Raw genomic sequence first — 16,952 nt, 5'->3', positions numbered from 1 at the left:
CACTTCGACGAGGAGCGCGCCATGCCGAACAGGAAGTACGACCCGTACACGGGAGGCAAGGAGGCGGCCACCAAGCCCCCCTATGCGCCGGACCGCGTGGAGCGGGGACTGGAAGCCGACGACACCCTGCCGCTGTACTCCGCGGACTCCATCCGCGACACCCGCGAGGAGAAGTTCGCCCTGGACAGTGACTCCGAGGTGGGCGGCTACGTCCCCGACATCCGCAGCCCCATCGACGAGGCGGACGAGCTGGAGCGCGAGCGCCGGGGCCGCGAGCGAGCCGAGGAGCGGCAGGTCTCCGACGAGGAAGACGAGGCGCGCAACCGCTGAGCCGCAGGGGAGGCCCGGACCTTCGGACCTCGTACCCCGTGAAACACCGGGCCGTGGCTCGCGAGCAAGGTCTCGCCACCACGGCCCGGGAGGACTGCCTGCGTGCTACTTCGCCGCGCGCGGCACCGGTGCTTCATCCGGCTCGATGGGCACCAGCTTGCCCAGGCCGAGCGGCGTCACCTGCTCCTGGATGGTCGCCGGGTCACCCACGAGGACAATCTGCATCGAGGCCGGGTCCAGGTACTGCTCGGCCATGCGCTGCACGTCCGCGGCGCTGGCGTCGCGCAGGCCCTCCACGGTGCGGTTGAACTCGTCCAGCGGGCGGCGGGTGATGAAGAGCGCCGCGGCGCTGGCGCCCAGGCCCTCCACGGACTCGAAGGCGCCCGGGAAGGCGCGGATGAGGCCCTCGCGCGCGGCCTCCAGCTCCTCGGCGGTGATGGGCCGGTTCTTCAGGCCCGTCAGCTCGTTCATCACTTCGTTCAAGGCCGGGCCCGTCACGTCCTGGCGCACGGAGCTGTACGCGGTGAGTGGCCCCACGCCCAGGCGCGGAGAGAGGCTGGCGCCCGCGCCGTAGCTGTAGCCCTTGTTCTCGCGCAGGTTCATGTTGAGGCGGCTGCCGAAGAAGCCACCGAACACGGTGGTGGCCAGCTCCAGCGGGTACTCGTCCGGGTTCCCCGCGGCGATGCCAGCGCGGCCCACCAGCAGCAGCGTCTGGTCCAGGCCCGGCTTGGGCACCACGTACACCTGCTGACGCGGCGGGGCCTTCGTGGCCGGCGGCGGAGGCGGCGGCGTGGCCTTGTTCTTCGACCAGGTGAAGTGCTTCTTCGCCAGGGCCACCCCTTCTTCCAGGCTGATGTCACCGGTGAGGATGACTGCCTGGGCCTTGGGGCCGGTGTGCTTCCGGTAGAAGCCCATGACGTCCGCCAGGGTGAGCGTCTGCACGGACGCGGGCGTGCCGTCGGGGAGGTGCCCGTAGGGGTGGTTCAGCCCGAACACGGCCTCCAGGTAGGCCAGTTGCGCCAGCACACCGGGCTGCCCCATCGCGCGCGCCAGGTCCGCGAGCTGCTGCTTCTTGCGGCGCTCGAAGGCGTCGAGGTTGAAAGCGGGTCGCAGCGCCACGTCCGACAGCAGGGCCATGGCCGCGTCCAGGTTGCGCGTCAGCACGCGCACGCCCACCTGCGCGCCGTCCGCCTGCACGTCCATGGCGGGAGTCACACCCAGGTCCGCGAAGGCGTTGTCCAGCGTCACCGTGTCCCGCTTGCCCGCGCCTTCAAGCAGCATGCGGTACGTCAGCTCGGCGAGCCCTTCCTTGCCCTTGGGGTCCTGCGCGCTGCCCGCGGCGAAGGCCACACCCGCGAACACGAGCGGCAGCTCCCGCCGCGTGCTCACAATCACGGTGATGCCGTTGTCCAGCTTCGCGCTCTGGAAGGTGGGCAGCACCAGGTCCGGCGCCTTGCCGGGCTGGGGCGGCGTGGCGCGGAAGGACTCGGCGTCAGCCGTGGCTTCGGCCGGAGCCGCCTTCTCTCCCAGCGCGGGCGAGTCCGGATTGGCCGGCGCGGGCTTCGGGTTGCTGGCGCAGGCGGCCAGCGTGGTGACGAGCAGGGCGGAGAAGAGGCGGCGCATCAGTGGCGCTCCTTCGAGTCGAGGGGCGCCTGCCGGCGTGCGGGCGGCACCGCGTGGAGGATGACGCGCGCGCCGGGGCGCAGCGTGTCCTGGGCGAACTGCTTCACGGCTTCGGGCGTCACCGACTCGTAGCGAGCCAGGTCCTGGGCCACGTAGTTGGGCTCGCCGACGAAGTGGTTGTAGCTCTGGAGGACGTCCGCCTTGCCGCCGAAGCCGCCGACGGACTGGAGGCCGGCCAGCGTGCGCGTGTCGTAGCGCGTGCGGGCGCGGGCAATCTCCGCCGGGGTGATGCCCTGCTGGCGGACCTCGTCCAGCACCGCGTCCACCTCATGGAGCAGCGTGTCCGTGGACACGCCGGGCCGCGCCACCACGTCCACCGAGAAGACGGACTGCGCGCCCTGGCTCTGCTGGGTGGCGCTGACGCTCTGGGCCAGCTCCTTGTCCAGCACCAGCCGGCGGTAGAGGCGGCTGGCCTTGCCGGTGGACAGCGCGGTGGCCAGCACGTCCGCGGTGGCGTCCCCTTCTTCCAGGTACGCGGGCGTGAGCCACTGGATGGACAAGAGCGGCAGCCGGGCCACGCGCTCCTCCTCGCGCAGCACCACGGGCGCGGTGAGGTTCACCGGCGCGACCTCCGGCCGCTGCGGCCGGGCGTGGCTGGGCAGCGTGCCGAAGTACTTCTCCACCAGCGCCTTCGTCTTCGCCACGTCGAAGTCACCGACGATGGCCAGCGTGGCGTTGGACGGCGCGTACCACTTGCGGAAGAAGTCCTTCACGTCGTCCACGTTGGCCGCGTTCAGGTCCTTCATCGAGCCGATGACATCCCCGTGGTACGGGTGCGGCAGCGGGAAGAGCGCGTGCCACGCCTTCTCGCGGGCGGCGCCGTACGGCGCGGTTTCAATGGATTCGCGCCGCTCGTTCTTCACCACCTCGCGCTGGGTCTCCAGCTTCTCCGGTGTGATGGCGTCGAGCAGGAAGCCCATGCGGTCGCTCTCCAGCCACAGCGCCGTCTCCAGGTGGTTGCTGGGGACGGTCTCGAAGTAGTTGGTGCGGTCGAAGCTGGTGGTGCCGTTGAGGTCGGTGGCGCCCAACTGCTCCAGCCGGGAGATGTGGACGTCGTCGGCCACGTTGCGCGAGCCCTGGAACATCATGTGCTCGAACAGGTGCGCGAAGCCGGTGCGGCCGGGTTGCTCGTGATATGCGCCGACGTGGTACCAGACGTTGACGGCCACCACTGGCAGCTTCCGGTCCACGGAGAGGATGACCTCCAGGCCGTTGGGCAGCGCGTATTTCTCATACGAGATGGCGAGCGCCTCGCGGCCGGGCTCCAGTGGCTTCGCCTCCTGGGGTGTCGGTGTCTGGGCAAGCGCCGGCGGCCCGCTGAACACGAGGGCTGCGGCGACGAGGGCCTTCATTCGGAACAAGGTGCCTCCGGGTCTCGATGCCAATGACTCACGTGACGCGCTTAGCACGCACGTCCGGTACCGTGGGTAGGGAATGGTGGCGGGAAAGGACCGTGCCCCGGGATGTTGGTTCCTGGTCAGCATGAGAGACTGAAATCATGTCCGCCGAAGTCCCATCCGGGGCCCTGCCCCGCTGCGCCCTCCATCCGGATGCGCTCGCGGGCGCCACCTGCCAGCGCTGTGGCAGCTTCGTCTGCACCGAGTGCACGACGTGGGTGATGGGCCGCATGTACTGCCCTGCCTGCGCGGTGCGTCCGGAGGTGAACTACCTGGAGGCCTTCCGGCTCAAGCTCTGGGGACGGAGGGACGCGAGCGCCTGGCTGGTGGTCGGTGTCACGGTGGTGCTCGTCGGGCTGGCGCTGGTGGCGCTGATGGCCGGGGACGTCGGCACCACGCTGGCGTGCCTGGGCAGCTCGGGCGTGGGCGTGGCGTTCTTCCTGGGCATGCGGTGGGCGCGCATGGGCCTGCTCGCCGTGCCGCTGCTGGCGATGCTGCTCACCGCGCAGTCCCTGGGCGCGCCCGCGTTGCTTTTCTTCATTCCCCTCATGGTCGCGGTGAACGTCTTTCGCGACACACGCAGCCGGCTCTTCTTCCGCCTGGATGTCCCCGAGCGCGAGCTACGCCAGCTATGGGACCTGCGGGTCAACAACCCCCTTGCTCGGCATGCGCTGTCGCTGAGCGTGGGGTCGCTGTTCCTGCCCGTGTTCGCGCCGCTGCTCTCCTACTTCGGGGTGTGGAGCGCGCTGACATTCGTCTTCGCGGGGTTGTCCATGCTCGCCCTCATCCTGGGCCTGGTGGCGCTGCGGCGGGTGGACCCGGAGGCACGGCCGCCCATTGGCCGGCGGTGGGAGGCGCTCGGCGCGGTGTGTCTGGCGTTGGTCGCGCTGGCGCTCTGGGGCGTGTTGCACCGGACTCGGATGGTGGAGCTGCTCGGCGGCGCGGTGGACTGACGGCGGCGAGACGGTGCCGCCGGTGCTTGGCTCGCTTCCCGCCCTGGCGTCCCGGCGCGCGGGGGGCGGCCGGTGCCTGGGGAACGTGGGGTGCCCACGCTCAGGGAAGAGACCCAAGCCCGACACCGGGGAGGCCACCGTCATGGCGAACATACGTGAGGAGCAGGGAGAGGCAGCGGAGGGCCGGAGCGCTACGCCCAGCCTCAAGGAGCAGCGCAGTGAGTCGCACGCGGCGCAGACCTATATGGCCTTCTTGAAGGACCTCGAAGCGAACGCGGGCGTCGTTCGTGGCCTGGCGGAGAAGGCCGCGCAGTCCGTGCTGTGTCTGCTGGAGCAACGCCTCATGGACACCGAGGCGAAGCACCTGGAGGCCCAGCTTCCGCGGAAGGTGAGGGACATGCTGAAGCGGTGTCCTCGGCACGAGGGCAAGGTCGCCCGGAAGTACAAGCTGGAGCAGTTCCTCGCCATGGTGGCCGAGGAGCTCGACACCACGCCCAACGAGGCCGAACGCCTGGCCCGGGCCGTGTTCGTCACGGTGCGAAATCACATCAGCGAGGGCGAGGCCGACGACGTCATGGGCCAGCTCCCCGCAGACCTGCGCTCGTTGTGGGTGCCCGAGGCCTGAACCCAAGGAAGGAGCCGTGTGATGCGGAAGGTACAAGACGTGATGACGAAGGACGTCACGGTCATCAACGCGAAGGATTCATTGAAGGACGCCGCGTTGAAGATGCGCGAGCTGAGCGTGGGCCCGCTGCCCGTGTGTGATGGTGACCGGCTGATGGGCATCATCACCGACCGCGACATCGTGGTGCGTGCGGTGTCCCAGGGAAAGGACCCCAACAGCACGACGGTGGCGGAGGCGATGACGGGGCAGCTCGAATACGCCTTCGATGACGAGGACATCTCCGTGGTGGCGGAGAAGATGAAGGAGAAGAAGGTCCGCCGCATCCTCGCGCTCGACCGGGACAAGAAGCTGGTGGGGATTGTCGCGATGGGCGACTTGCTGGAGGCGCTGGCGGAGGAGGACGTCGGCGAGACCCTGGAGAGCATCTCCGAGGCCCCTCCCCCCGCTGCGCACTGAGCGTGCCTTCCGCACTGCTTCCGTGAATGCTCGCGGGACTGATGCGGGTCGTCATGGGCCGTCGCCGCAAGGACGCGTAGCGCTTCGAAGTGGAACGGATGCCAGGTGAACTCATCCGCCCGGCACCCCGCCCTATTCGCCGAGCAGTGACGCCGCCAGCGCGCGTACGTTCGCGGACCCATCGTTCGCGGCCACATCGCGAAGCAGGGCCGCAGCGGGAGCCTCCACGGCTTGCAGGTGGCCCAGCAGCCGCACCACTTCGATGCGGACGCGCTCACTCCGCTCGGAGCGCAGCACCCGGGCCAGTACTTCCAAGTGGGCGCCAGTGACCCGTTGAGAGACAGCCTTCACCGCGAGCGCACGAACCCGCGGGCTCGGGTCGTCGAGCATCACCTGGTCCAACAATGCATCCACCGCCGCGCCAGGAATGGCACTCAGTGCCTTCGTCGCCGCGCCCCGAACATCCGCCTCCGGATGCACGAGCGCCGACTTCACGTAGGCCAATCCCACCGGAGCACCTGCCCGGGCCAGGGCATCCAGACAGACCTCGGGCTCCAAAGCACCCGTGCGGCAGCGCCTCACGATTCCCTCCACCAGCGCCTGGCTCCGGCCCGGCTCCGCCACCTCCAACGTCTTCGACAGCGCCCCCATCGACAGCGCCGCCGCGTTCCTCACCCCCGCGTCCCGCGTCCCATCCATCACGCGCTCCAGTGCATCACCGAGCAGCAGCGAAGGCCGTTCCATCCGTCCCGCTGCCCGTGCCGCGTGGGCCCGGGTCTTCGGCCGGACCCGTTCTCCCTCCAACACGGACACCAGCGCCCGCTGCGCCTCTGGCGTCCCCGCGCTGGCCAGCGCCTCCAGTATCTGCTCGGAGCGCACCGCGTCCGCGGAGCCCTGACGAATCAGCGCCACGGCTCGTTCCACTTCCGCCAGATTCTGTCGGAACAAGGCCGTCAGTCGCAGCCGCGCGGTGTCCAGGTCCTCGCGCTTCGCCAGTGCCCGCAGCAAGTCATCCAGCTTCACCCCCTTCACGAGCTGCCTGTCCCGCGCCTCCAGCGAAGCCCCCTCCATGTCGGCCGAATCCGTGAGCCGCTCCGACCGCAACGTCGTCCGCGTGGCCTCAAACGGCCTCAGCGACGAAAGCCGGTAGTCCACGCCCACGTTGGTCAACGCGACCCTCGCCTCCTCGCGGATGCGAGGGAGCCCCGTGCTGCCTCCGCCCAACTCCACCACGTCCGAGCCCGTCGCTTCCTTCACGTGCCCATCCGCGAACAGGGTGAAGTCCAGGTGCCCTTGCAGCCGTGGAAGCACCGCCGAGCCAGCGCGCAGGTAGCGCCGCTTCGTCTTCACGTAGGTGTTCGCGCTGCCACCCGCGCGGTACACGGCTTCGAGGTCACCGCGCGAGTCCGGCTCCTCGGTGCTCCAGCGGGGGCCGTCCTCCGCCACGAACTGCGTCGACGCGAGCAGCAGGCGCACGAGCCGCCGCGCCGTCGCGTCCTGCGCCGCATCGAAGTGCACGGCCATCACCCGGCCCCGCACGTCCTGGCCCACGTACACCGGCCGCTCGAACATGCCCCGGAGCGCCTGCATCGCTGCGTCACCGGGCGCCAGCGTCTCACCGGATTCCACGGCCACCCGCGTGGGCACGAGGTGGCCGGAGAACAGGTGCTGTTCACCCTCCGCGCCCAGGTAGGTGAGCTCGAACAGGCCGCTCCATCCGGTGTGCAGGGACTCGCGCGCGCCGGCCCGATTCTCCGTGTGGGTCCGGAGGTCCAGGTCGAACGTGTAACGAAGCCGGTGGCCCACGACGAGCACCCGCTCCCGCCCCTTCACGCCTGGAAGGTTTTCCTCGGGAGCCGGTGTGAGGGCTTCATCATCCAAGGACGGTGAGACAGCCGGCGGTGTCTCAGGAGAAGCCGGCGTCTGTGTCTCCTGGCCCGCACGCCACAGCGCGGCTGCCGTGAGCACGGCGAGCAGAAGGACCAGGCTCTTCAGGCGCGGGCTCACTCCCCCGCATACGCGCCCGAGCGTCAATCCTGGTTGCGCGTCAGCCGGACACGGCCCGTTTCACGCGGGCGCGTGTCGTCCGACATGAAACAAAGGTACGGCTGTTTCAGGGATTGCCGAGCTTCAATTCCAGCTCCGCCAACTCACGCTGCACGGTGGCATCCGTCACGCGGAGGCCTTCCACCTTGCGAACCGCGGAGATGACGGTGGAGTGGTCCTTGCTGAAGCGCGCGGCGATTTCCGGGAAGGAGCTCTTCGTCAGCTTGCGGCTGAGGTACATGGCCACCTGGCGCGCATGGGCCAGGGCCTTGTGCCGGCGGTCTTCCTTCAGCGACTCCACCGTGACTTTGTAGAAGCGGGCCACCTCGCGCTGGATGGCCTCCACGTCCACCGCGCTGTGGGCGGGGAGGATGTCGCGCAGCACCTGGGACGCGAAGTCCTCCGTCACGGGCTGGCGCGTCAGGCTGTGCACCGCGGACAGCTTCACCAGCGCGCCTTCCAACTCGCGCACGTTCTTCTGGATGTGCTTGGCGATGAAGTGCGCCACCGAGTCCGGCAGGTCCAGACCTTCGGCCACGGCCTTCTTCTGGAGGATGGCCACCCGCGTCTCGTAGGTGGGCTCGCGGATGTCCGTCATCAGCCCCATGGCGAAGCGGCTGCGCAGCCGGTCCTCCAGGCCCGGAATCTCCGCGGGCACGGTGTCGCTGGTGAGGACGATGGCCTTGTTCATCTCGTAGAGCGTGTTGAAGGTGTAGAAGAACTCCTTCTGCGTCTCCTCACGCTTGCCGAGGAACTGGATGTCGTCGAGGAGGAGCACGTCGCACTCCTCACGGAACTTCCGGCGGAAGTCCCCCATGCGGTGCTCGCGGACGCTCTCCACGTACTCGTTGGTGAACTGCTCGCTGGAGAGGAACACCACGCGCTGGGATGGATCTCGCTCCCAGATGAGGTTGCCCACTGCCTGGAGCAGGTGCGTCTTGCCCAGACCCGTGCCGCCGTAGATGTAGAGCGGGTTGTAGTGGTGGCCCGGCTTGTCGGCCACGGCCTGCGCCGCGGCGGCCGGGAGCTGGTTGCTGTCCGCCACCACGAAGGTGTCGAAGGTGAAGCGCGCGTTCAGCCGGCCCGGACGCGTGGCGCTCGCCTTGACTGAGGGTGTGGGTGGAAAATGCGGGTCCGGCTCCAGGCCCTCCACTACCTCATAGGCGATGGAGGTCAGGCCCTCCCCCATCCGTGCGAGCTGGACATCCAGCATGGGGCGGTAGTGGTCATCCACCCAGTCGCGGAAGAAGCGGTCCGGAACGCCCATCACCAGGGCACCGTCACGCACCTCCAGCGGGCGCATCCGCTCCAGCCATCTCAGCGCGTAGTCGAACTTCTCCTGGCGGATGGCATCCAGCATCCGAGCCCAGAGAATTCCAGCACTTGGGAGGGGGGTAGCGGCTTGGGCGAGGGCGTTCACGCGGGACTCAAACGTGCAGGAGCAGGGGGAAAACGAGGCGTTCGGCGGTGCTAACAGACGGTTCCTGGTGGATCAAGCAACCGGCCAAAACCGCCGTAGCCTCAAGGGTTTTTCCCAACACGGATGATCCGCAACGGACGTGCCAGCCCGGCCCGGTTGTGGATCATCCCCTCCCCTACCCCAAGGACTGGGGGACACCATCAGGTTGTTCACTCGCAGTGAATGGCCCGGTGGTTTCCTGCCCTGGTCACGTCCCGAGCAGGCCTCGGATGCGCGTGTGGAGCTGGGCGTCAGGCACGTCCTGGGTGAGCAGGTGCTGGAGGAGCTGGCGCACCTCGGGTGCTCGCTGGAGGTAGGGCTCCACCACCGTCACCAGGGTGTGGTGGTTTTCCACGGGCACGCGGCCGGAGAGGGCCAGGTCGCGCAGTTGGCGCAGGGCCGATTCGTCCAGGTCCCGGCGGCCCAGCGCCGTCAGCGCGGAGGACTGCACGGGCGCGTCGGTGTCCTCGGTCATGGAGAGGAGCGTGCGCATGGCCTGGGGCGTCTGAATCTTCCGCAGCGCGCGGGCCGAGGCCCGGCGCACCTGTGCGTCCGCGTCCTGGGCGTAGTGGGCGATGACGTCCACCTGCTCCTCCAGGCCCGCGTTGCCCAGCGCGAGCAGCAGGTGGGCCTTGTCCTCGGGCGTGCGCGCGGCGCGCAGCTCGGCCCCGAGCTGCTGGACGGCGGCCAGGGACTCCGCGTCCTGCTGCTGCCGGTAGAGGGCGCCGGCGGTGGCGCCCAGGGCGTAGGCGGTGGCCACGCGGGTGTCGTCACGGGCCGTGCGGTGGGTGCGTTCGATGAAGCGCACCGTGTCGGGGGTGGGGCTGGTCAGCAGCGACAGGCGGCTGAGCAACATGCCGTAGCCGGGCTCGGCCAGCGCCTGGGGGCTGGACAGGGCGCGCACCAGCGCCGTCTGCGCCTCCGGCGTGCCCGTGCCCGCCAGCAGGTCCAGCACCAGCGCCCGGCCCCGCGGCTTCAGGGTGGACTGCTGGAAGAAGTCGGCCAGCCGCGCACACAGCTCGGGCTGCTGCTCTAGCAGGCCCGTGGCTTGGAGGAGGAAGTGGTTGTGTTCCGGGAAGGTGCCGCCGTTGGCGTACTTCTCCATCAGCTCGAAGAAGCGCTCCGGGGTGAGCCCATCCACCTGCTGCTCCAGCATCCGCTCCCGCGCGTGGGCGTCCGTCACCAGTTCGCCCGGCGCGAGCTTTTGGAGCGGCGCGGCGGGCGCGGCGGAGGCCTGCGCCACCACGAACCGGTCCCGCTTGCCGGGCTCCAGGCGGAGCTGGATGTGCGAGGTGGCGGTGGGTTCGCCGCCACCGGTCGGGCGGCGGAGCACCCGCTCTTCACCGGAGAGCCGCTCCAGGACGCCGTCCGCGTCCAGCGTCATCTCGAAGCGCGAGTCCACCTCCACGGCGCCGCTGCCCGTGCCCATGCCGCGGGGCTCCGGGTAGGCCAGGCGCCGCTTGAGGATGCGCGCGGGCAGGGCGCCTTCGTCCAGCCGCGCGTACTCCGTGAGGGCCGTGCCTCGCGACGTCAGCTCCTCCACCTGCCAGGTGGCGCCGTCGCGCAGCACCCACTGGAGCTCGCCGGCCAGCGTCTGCACGGTGTTCTTGAAGAGGGAGGGGTCTTCCTCCTGGAAGGAGACGGCGCGCAGGGTGCCGTCGGCGTCCAGGTCCAGCAGGGCCTCGCGGCCGGTGAAGGTGGCCGCGACGGCCGCGGCGTCTGGCAGCAGCGCGTGGCCAAACAGCTCGAGCGTGTGCTCGTGGAGGTTCTCCAGGCTCAGCCCCACGCGCAGGGCGGTGCCCTGCGCGGGGTGGCCGCGGAGGACCAGGTCTCCAACGAAGTGGGCCCGGCCCCCCATGGCGGTGGGTTTCTGTTGCGACCCGGCGAGGCGCACCTCGGTCCGGGCCGTGTAGTCCATGCGGTACGTCCGGCGCTCCCCCACGGGGAAGTGGACGCGGAGGGGCGTCGCCGCTGGAGGCGCCCCGGTGACGGGGGCCTGGGTGTGGAAGAGCCAGGCGGCTCCCAGGAGCAGCAGTGCCAGCAGTGCACCGCCAGTGATGACCTTGCGTGCGTTCATGGGGCGTCTCCAGCAGGTACGGGGATTACAGCAGGGAGCGGAGGTCGAGGAGGTCGACGTTGAACGAGTGGTCGAACAACTTCACGTTCTCGGTGATGCCGTTCCAGCTCACGAGCGTCTCCTCGAACTCCGTTTCGAAGGGCCAGATGCCCACTTCCACGTAGGCGGAGATGCTGCCGGACAGGAAGGTGAAGCGCAGGTCGGAGTTCCCCTCCATGCGCAGCTTCACCCTGCCTCCGACCGGCGACAGCCAGACGTTGGCGTTGAGCGGGACGGCGGCGTGGACCAGTTGGAGGCGCCCCTTCACGCCCGCCTCGATGACGAAGAGGTCGACGCTCGCGTACAGCTCACCGTCCACCTGCGCGTAGGGCTGCACGTGTCCGGTGATGCCCACGCTCGTCACGCTGCACGCCGTGGTGCCCGTCACCTTGTGATCCGCCGACAACCCGTATTCGAGCCCCACCACGCCGGCCACCTTGGCGCCGATCGTGACGGGGACCACCACGATGACGAAGGTGGCCTGCGCGCTCACCAGCGTGGCCTTCTTCTCCTGCTTGCCGGACACGATGTTGAACTGGCCCAGCGTCAGGTTCTTGTGGATGTCCACCAGCGGCACGGTGTTGTCGAGCACGTCCAGGTCGATGTCCGCGCGCTTCTGCGTCACATTCACCTGGGCGTTGATGAGGTTGGCGCTGATGCCCAGGGCGCTGCCGGTGGCGGTGAAGCTGCCCGTCACCTCCGGGGAGAGGCCGCAGTCGGGCGTGTTCTTCACGTTGTTGATGGCCACGGCCACCTGGTAGTTCGCGGTGGCGCCGAAGGTGTCATTGCCCAGGCTGTAGCTGTCACCGGACTCCCAGCGCAGGCGGGGCTGCGCCGTCTTCGGATCCAGCATGGGCCCCACCGTGGAGGACAGGGCGCGCATGTACTGGTCCCGTCGGGTGAAGTACGTCTCCAGGCGCGAGGGGCTCGTCGTGTAGTCCTGCGCGGGGTAGTTGACGGTGCCAATCTGCAGGGGCCTGGCCTTGAGGTCCGCGAAGTCGTCGCGGGTATAGGTCGAGCACTTCTGGAAGTCCTGCTCACGCGCGCCCTGGTAGAGGTTCATCACCCTGCGCGCGAAGCGCTTGGGCGACCAGTCGCAGGGAGCGGCGGCCTTGCCAATCTGGAAGTTGAGGCAGCCTTTCGCCTGGGCCTGCTGGAGCGCCGCTTCGATGACGGCATCCAGCGAGGCCAACTGGTAGAGCTGGGTGACGACCGGGTCCTGGGGCTCGTCGTCGTCCGTCAGGTTGCTGGACGTTTCCGGCTCGGCCTTCAGGAACCCTTGGATGGGCTGGTAGCGCCGGGCCAGCTCCACCTGGATGGAGCTGACCAGGTCCTTGCGCTGCTGGACGAGCGCGGCGAACTCCTCCTGGAGCCGGTCCAGTTCGTACATCCGCTCATCCAGGACGTTGGCGTTGCGAATGGTGCTCATGCTTCGGTGCCACGCCCAGCTCTCGTTGTAGTAGCTGGCGCCGTTCGCCAGGGTGGACAGCGTCGCCTCGGGCAGGATGGTGCCGTAGAGGTTCAGCGGACGGTCCAGGTCCTTGAGCTCGATGAAGGCCACGCCCCTCCCGCCTGGAACCACGACCACCCGGTCCACGTTGCTGGCGCTGATGGTGACCTTGCCCTGTACGGGAGGCGGCACGGTGAAGAACTCGTTCTTCGGCGCGCCGGCGGGGAACTGGATGGCGGGTTGGATAGGGGTGCCGTCCTTGCCGCGCTGCACCGGGTCCGCAATCGAGCGGGTGCCAATGGCGGAGGCGGGCACGCTGCCGCCGCTGGGCGCCTGGGCGTAGGCGATGTCGAAGATTTTGCGGTAGTCGGTGCCCGCGGAGGAGATGGCGTCCTCGAAGACGCTGTAGTCGTAGTACTTCTCGTGGACGTACTCGCGGCAGGAGTCGACGGTGTTGCCGGAGTTGTTCCACGCGTTTCGCTGGGAGAGGCGCGCGAAGCGCATGAGGGTGGCCGTCTTGGTCGACGCGGGGAAGTAGGTCCGGTCGCGGTGCGCGGTGCCCAGCATGAAGCTGGAGAGGCCGCTCATGTAGCGGGCGTTCGGGTTCTCCTCGACGAAGGCCACGCTCTTGGTGGCGGCGTCTGGCGCAATCTCCTGGCCGCTCGCGTTGCGGGTGATGGGCACCAGCACGGTGCGCTCGGGCAGGCTCGCCACGGCGTTCAGCGCGGCGTCGCGCACCAGGACGTTGCAGGCGGCGTTCGGGTTGGTCTTCGCCGCGCTCCGGGCCATGTTCGCGCAGAAGGTGACGGGGTTCTGGCACTCTTCGAGCGTGGGGACGTAGGAATTACAGAGGAGGATGGGGTTCAGCGGCGGGAGGACGGGGGGGAACGATTGGGCCAGGGCGGGCGCAGAGGACATGACAAGTCCGAGCACGACGACCTGAGGCCGCGTGAGCAACGACATGTGGACACCTTTGTGTGGGGTTTGCGGAAGAACGGGCCTTCAAAAGGTCCTTCGCAAAAAAATGATGGTGTCTCTGGATGGGTATCCGCGACCCCCAGCGCTCTCAGTTATTGCGAGTCTGAGGCCGTTGGGCGCCCGGGCTGGCAGGCACTCACTCGAAAGAAGCGCCAGGGAAACAGACGTCCACGCTGTTCGCGGTTAGACTCCCGCCGCCGTGCGTTGGGCGGTGGTCGGCACCGTCAGTAGCACCCAAGCCTTCATGGCCCTACCTCAGGCGGTCCGATCGGGCCTCCGGGCGTGGGTTCCCGGGTGGGCCAGGGTGATCCAACGTTGACTTACCCTGGAAATGGGGGTACGGACCCGCCCCTTTCCCTAGTTCAGGTCGCGCCGGAGCGGTAGGAGGCGCCGCCGTCATCACCAAGGAGTAAGAGCCGTGTCCAAGCGCACGTACCAGCCGTCGAAGGTCCGCCGCAATCGCGCCCACGGGTTCCGCAAGCGGAACGCCACGAAGGGCGGCCGGGATGTCCTCAAGCGCCGTCGTGCGAAGGGTCGCAAGCGGCTCGTCGTGTCCGCTCCCAAGAAGTAAGCGAGTTCGCGTGTGAGGGCCGAGGGTGCGACGCCGGGCCAGTCCCGCCCGGCAGACCAGCGCTTCCCCAAGGCCCTGCGCCTGCTTCAACGGCGCGAGTTCCTCGAGGTCCAGGAAGGCGGGCAGAAAGTCCCTTCGGACTGCCTCCTGGCCCTCGTGAAGCGCAATAGCCGACCGTACTCACGTGTTGGCCTGACCGTGTCGAGCAAGGTGGGCAACGCCGTCGTCCGAGCGCGCTTGAGGCGCGTCTTGCGGGAGCTTTTTCGGAAGCGCCGCATGCAATGGCCGTCAGGCCTGGACGTCGTCCTGGTGGCACGCTCCTCCGCGAAGGATGCTTCCTTTCCGGCGTTGTCGCGTGCCTTTGACGGTGTCACCCGTAAGCTGCAGCGACTGCCCCGCGCCGCGGAGACGAAGCCGAAGGAGCCGCCCAGATGAGCCCCCTGGCCTTCGTCATCTCGCTGCCCATCCGCTTCTACCGGAAGTTCCTCGGACCGCTGCTCCCCAAGGTGTGCCGGTTCCATCCCTCCTGCTCCACGTACGCCATGGAGGCGCTGGAGAAGCACGGCGGCCTCAAGGGGTCGTGGCTCACTCTCTGGCGGCTCGTGCGCTGCCAGCCCTTCCACCCCGGCGGTATCGACCCGGTGCCGTGACGAGGGGTTCCACCCATTGCCGCCCTCTCCCTCGTGGAGGGGGGAGTCTATGAACGATCCGCTCTCGCCCCAGTCGAACGATTCGCAGAAGCGACTGCTGGCGGCCCTGGCCCTCTCGTTCGCGGCCACTGCCGTCTACACCTTCTTCTTCGCGCCCACTCCGCCTCCGCCCGGCTCGGAAATCCCCGACGCGGGCGTGGTGGCCACGGCGCCCGCCGATGCCGGCACTCCCCCGGCCGTCCAGCCTCCCGAAGGCGGTACCGGGACGGGCGCCACCGCGGAGGCCCCGCCGCCTCCGGCGCGCAAGGTGGAGCTGCAGCGCGACGAGGCCACCTACGCCTTCTCCTCCGAGGGCGCCGGCCTCACCGCCGCCGTGCTCAAGGGCGCGAAGATGCGGGAGCAGCAGGAGCTCACCGTCACCCAGGGCTTCCAGAAGCTGTTCGGCAAGGAGATTCCCCCCGCGCCGCAGATGGACCTGGCGCGCCCCACCCCGGGCCAGCCGTTGCCCCTGGCCGTGTCCATCACCGGCGCCAGCCCGCTGCCCGCGGACCTGAACTACACCCTGGATGAAGGCGCCCCCGGCAACGCGGACGGCGTCACCTTCACCGGCCGCCGCGGACCGTGGGAGGTCGTGAAGACGGTCAAGTGGCCCATGGACGGGTTCGAGCTGAGCTACACCCTCCAGGTGCGCAACACCTCCGGCCAGCCGCAGAGCGGCGAGCTGCAGGTGCACCACAACCGCGCCATCGACCCCAACTTCGAGCACGCGCCGTCCTTCTTCGGCGGCGTGGGCAACCTGAGCCGCTCCGCCTGCTGGGTGGGTGACAAGCTCCAGAAGATGAGCCCGGGCGACGACCACCCGGACGCCGAGGACACCCGCGGCCAGATTCAGTTCTTCGGCATCGACCAGCAGTACTTCCTGTCCGCGCTCTACCCGCTGGAAGGGCCGCGCGCCGGCTCGTGCTCCTTCGAGGCCACGCCCACCCTGCGCAAGGTGACGGCGTCCTTCCCGATTACGGCCGCGCCGGGCGAGACGGTGACGCTGCGCTTCGGCGGTTACTTCGGCCCCAAGGATACGGACCTGCTGGCCCAGGTGCCCGGTGCCTCGCTGCGCGCGGCCACCGGCCAGACGGACGCGACGTTCCACCCGCCGCTGGCGGAGACGGTGGACTTCGGCATCTGGGCCGTCATCTGCAAGGTCCTGCTGTGGGTCATGAAGTTCTTCTACGGCGTCACCGGCAACTGGGGCGTGGCCATCATCCTGCTCACGGTGGTGGTGAAGCTCGTCCTGCTGCCCCTCACCTACCGCTCCATGGTCAGCATGGAAGAGGTGAAGAAGCTCCAGCCGCGCATGGAGGAGATCCGCAAGAAGCACGCGGACAACCGCGAGCAGCAGAACCTCGAAATCATGAAGCTGTACCAGGAGGCCAAGGTGAACCCGCTGGGCGGGTGTCTCCCCCTCCTCATCCAGATGCCGGTGTGGATTGCCCTGTTCACCGCGCTGCGCAACAGCTTCGACATCTACGGCGAGCCCTTCATCGGGCCCATCTGGCGTGACCTGACCTACAAGGACCCCACGTACCTGTTGCCGCTGGCACTGGGCGTGTCCATGGTCATCACCCAGAAGATGCAGCCGCAGATGATGGATGCGACCCAGGCGAAGATCATGACCTGGTTCCTGCCCATCATCTTCACGCTGACGCTGCTCCAGTACCCGGCCGGCCTGTCGCTCTACATCTTCACGAACAACATCCTCTCCATCGCGCAGCAGTACGGCCTGCGGAAGTGGCTGGACCGGAACAAGCCCCAGACGGGCGGTGGGACGCCGGCGGTGGCCGGTGCGGGAGGCAGACGCAAGTGAGCGAGCAGGTTCCCCAGCAGACGCCGTCCACCCCGGCCTCCGGCGATTCGGCCGGAGAGTTCCGGGGCCGTGTGGAGAAGCTCCTCGGGGACATCCTCGGGCTGATGGGCTTCCCGGCGCGGCTGGACATGAAGGACGCCGCCGACGGCAGCCTGTCGGTGGCGCTCCACTTCGAGCCCGCACCGCCTCCCGGTGTGGAGGTGGGACGGCGCAGTCAGGTGGTGGACTCGCTCCAGTTCCTGTTGAACAAGATGCTGCATCGCCCTGGCGCCGACCGGCGCTGGGTGATGCTGGGTGCGGGTGTGCACCCGGAGCCCCGGCCGCGCCGTGAGCCCCAGGCCGCGGCGGCTCAAGCCGCGGCTCCGGCCGCCCCCGCC

14 protein-coding genes and 1 pseudogene are annotated in these 16,952 nt (G+C 68.9%); 9 read left to right on the top strand and 6 right to left on the bottom strand.

All coding sequences use genetic code 11. The annotated features are described in order from the left end of the window. Positions 1–21: 21 nt before the first annotated feature. A complete protein-coding gene (locus tag FMQ63_RS23520) occupies positions 22–330 on the top strand; it encodes a hypothetical protein (RefSeq protein WP_011550158.1) in 309 nt (102 codons plus the stop codon). A 105-nt stretch (positions 331–435) separates the two neighbouring features. Here the strand turns inward: FMQ63_RS23520 and FMQ63_RS23515 are convergent, their stop codons facing one another. Together FMQ63_RS23515 and FMQ63_RS23510 are read right to left on the bottom strand one after the other, a co-directional pair. Next, positions 436–1,953 carry a pitrilysin family protein gene (locus FMQ63_RS23515; protein ID WP_020478633.1) on the bottom strand — a complete coding sequence of 506 codons (1,518 nt, stop codon included), beginning with the start codon at positions 1,951–1,953 and terminating at the stop codon, positions 436–438. Then, positions 1,953–3,365: a pitrilysin family protein gene (locus FMQ63_RS23510; RefSeq protein ID WP_020478632.1), complete on the bottom strand. Its 1,413-nt coding sequence runs from the start codon at positions 3,363–3,365 to the stop codon at positions 1,953–1,955. Before FMQ63_RS23510 ends, FMQ63_RS23515 begins: the two co-directional genes overlap by 1 nt. Before the next feature lie 146 nt (positions 3,366–3,511). Between FMQ63_RS23510 and FMQ63_RS23505 the strand changes: the two genes are divergently transcribed. The 3 genes from FMQ63_RS23505 (at position 3,512) to FMQ63_RS23495 (ending at position 5,444) form a co-directional block, all read left to right on the top strand. Continuing rightward, complete coding sequence (locus FMQ63_RS23505) at positions 3,512–4,363, top strand: hypothetical protein (RefSeq protein ID WP_011550157.1); 852 nt, start codon at positions 3,512–3,514, stop codon at positions 4,361–4,363. A 142-nt stretch (positions 4,364–4,505) separates the two neighbouring features. Beyond that, complete coding sequence (locus tag FMQ63_RS23500; protein WP_026113904.1) at positions 4,506–4,988, top strand: DUF2267 domain-containing protein; 483 nt, start codon at positions 4,506–4,508, stop codon at positions 4,986–4,988. A gap of 21 nt (positions 4,989–5,009) precedes the next feature. Then, complete coding sequence (locus FMQ63_RS23495; protein WP_216608955.1) at positions 5,010–5,444, top strand: CBS domain-containing protein; 435 nt, start codon at positions 5,010–5,012, stop codon at positions 5,442–5,444. Positions 5,445–5,576: 132 nt separating this feature from the next. Here FMQ63_RS23495 and FMQ63_RS23490 read toward each other — a convergent pair whose 3' ends face one another. The 4 genes from FMQ63_RS23490 to FMQ63_RS23475 all read right to left on the bottom strand — a co-directional run bounded on the left by FMQ63_RS23490 (position 5,577) and on the right by FMQ63_RS23475 (position 13,433). Next, entirely contained in the window at positions 5,577–7,277 is a 1,701-nt protein-coding gene (locus FMQ63_RS23490) for a HEAT repeat domain-containing protein (RefSeq protein ID WP_228556477.1), read from the bottom strand. A gap of 280 nt (positions 7,278–7,557) precedes the next feature. Then, entirely contained in the window at positions 7,558–8,910 is a 1,353-nt protein-coding gene (gene dnaA / locus FMQ63_RS23485; RefSeq protein WP_011550153.1) for a chromosomal replication initiator protein DnaA, read from the bottom strand. A 247-nt stretch (positions 8,911–9,157) separates the two neighbouring features. Then, on the bottom strand, positions 9,158–11,026 hold the full coding sequence (locus tag FMQ63_RS23480) for a HEAT repeat domain-containing protein (RefSeq protein ID WP_011557415.1): 1,869 nt from the start codon (positions 11,024–11,026) through the stop codon (positions 9,158–9,160). A gap of 25 nt (positions 11,027–11,051) precedes the next feature. Further along, positions 11,052–13,433, bottom strand: a complete 2,382-nt coding sequence (locus tag FMQ63_RS23475) for a hypothetical protein (protein WP_228556476.1) — start codon at positions 13,431–13,433, stop codon at positions 11,052–11,054. 478 nt (positions 13,434–13,911) lie between these two features. Between FMQ63_RS23475 and rpmH the strand changes: the two genes are divergently transcribed. The 5 genes and pseudogenes from rpmH to FMQ63_RS23450 all read left to right on the top strand — a co-directional run. Then, positions 13,912–14,064 (top strand): 50S ribosomal protein L34, encoded by a 153-nt coding sequence (rpmH, locus tag FMQ63_RS23470; RefSeq protein WP_002637840.1) that lies wholly within the window; start codon positions 13,912–13,914, stop codon positions 14,062–14,064. Between the two features lie 12 nt (positions 14,065–14,076). After that, positions 14,077–14,499, top strand: a complete 423-nt coding sequence (gene rnpA / locus FMQ63_RS23465; protein WP_011557413.1) for a ribonuclease P protein component — start codon at positions 14,077–14,079, stop codon at positions 14,497–14,499. Next, the gene (yidD, locus tag FMQ63_RS23460; protein ID WP_011557412.1) at positions 14,496–14,714 is read left to right on the top strand and encodes a membrane protein insertion efficiency factor YidD; all 219 of its coding nucleotides are present in this window, start codon (positions 14,496–14,498) and stop codon (positions 14,712–14,714) included. The genes rnpA and yidD overlap by 4 nt, the downstream gene beginning before the upstream one ends. Positions 14,715–14,763: 49 nt before the next feature. After that, positions 14,764–16,575 (top strand): membrane protein insertase YidC, encoded by a 1,812-nt coding sequence (gene yidC / locus FMQ63_RS23455; protein ID WP_011557411.1) that lies wholly within the window; start codon positions 14,764–14,766, stop codon positions 16,573–16,575. Further along, positions 16,572–16,952 (top strand): annotated as a pseudogene (locus tag FMQ63_RS23450) (hypothetical protein); the annotation flags it as partial. The gene yidC and the pseudogene FMQ63_RS23450, both read left to right, overlap by 4 nt.

Origin of the sequence: Myxococcus sp. CA005 (assembly GCF_006518205.1) — a bacterium.
Classification (GTDB): Bacteria; Myxococcota; Myxococcia; order Myxococcales; family Myxococcaceae; genus Myxococcus; species Myxococcus xanthus.
The sequence above is the reverse complement of the archived record's forward strand: the minus strand, read 5'-3'. Positions and strand labels throughout refer to the sequence as shown.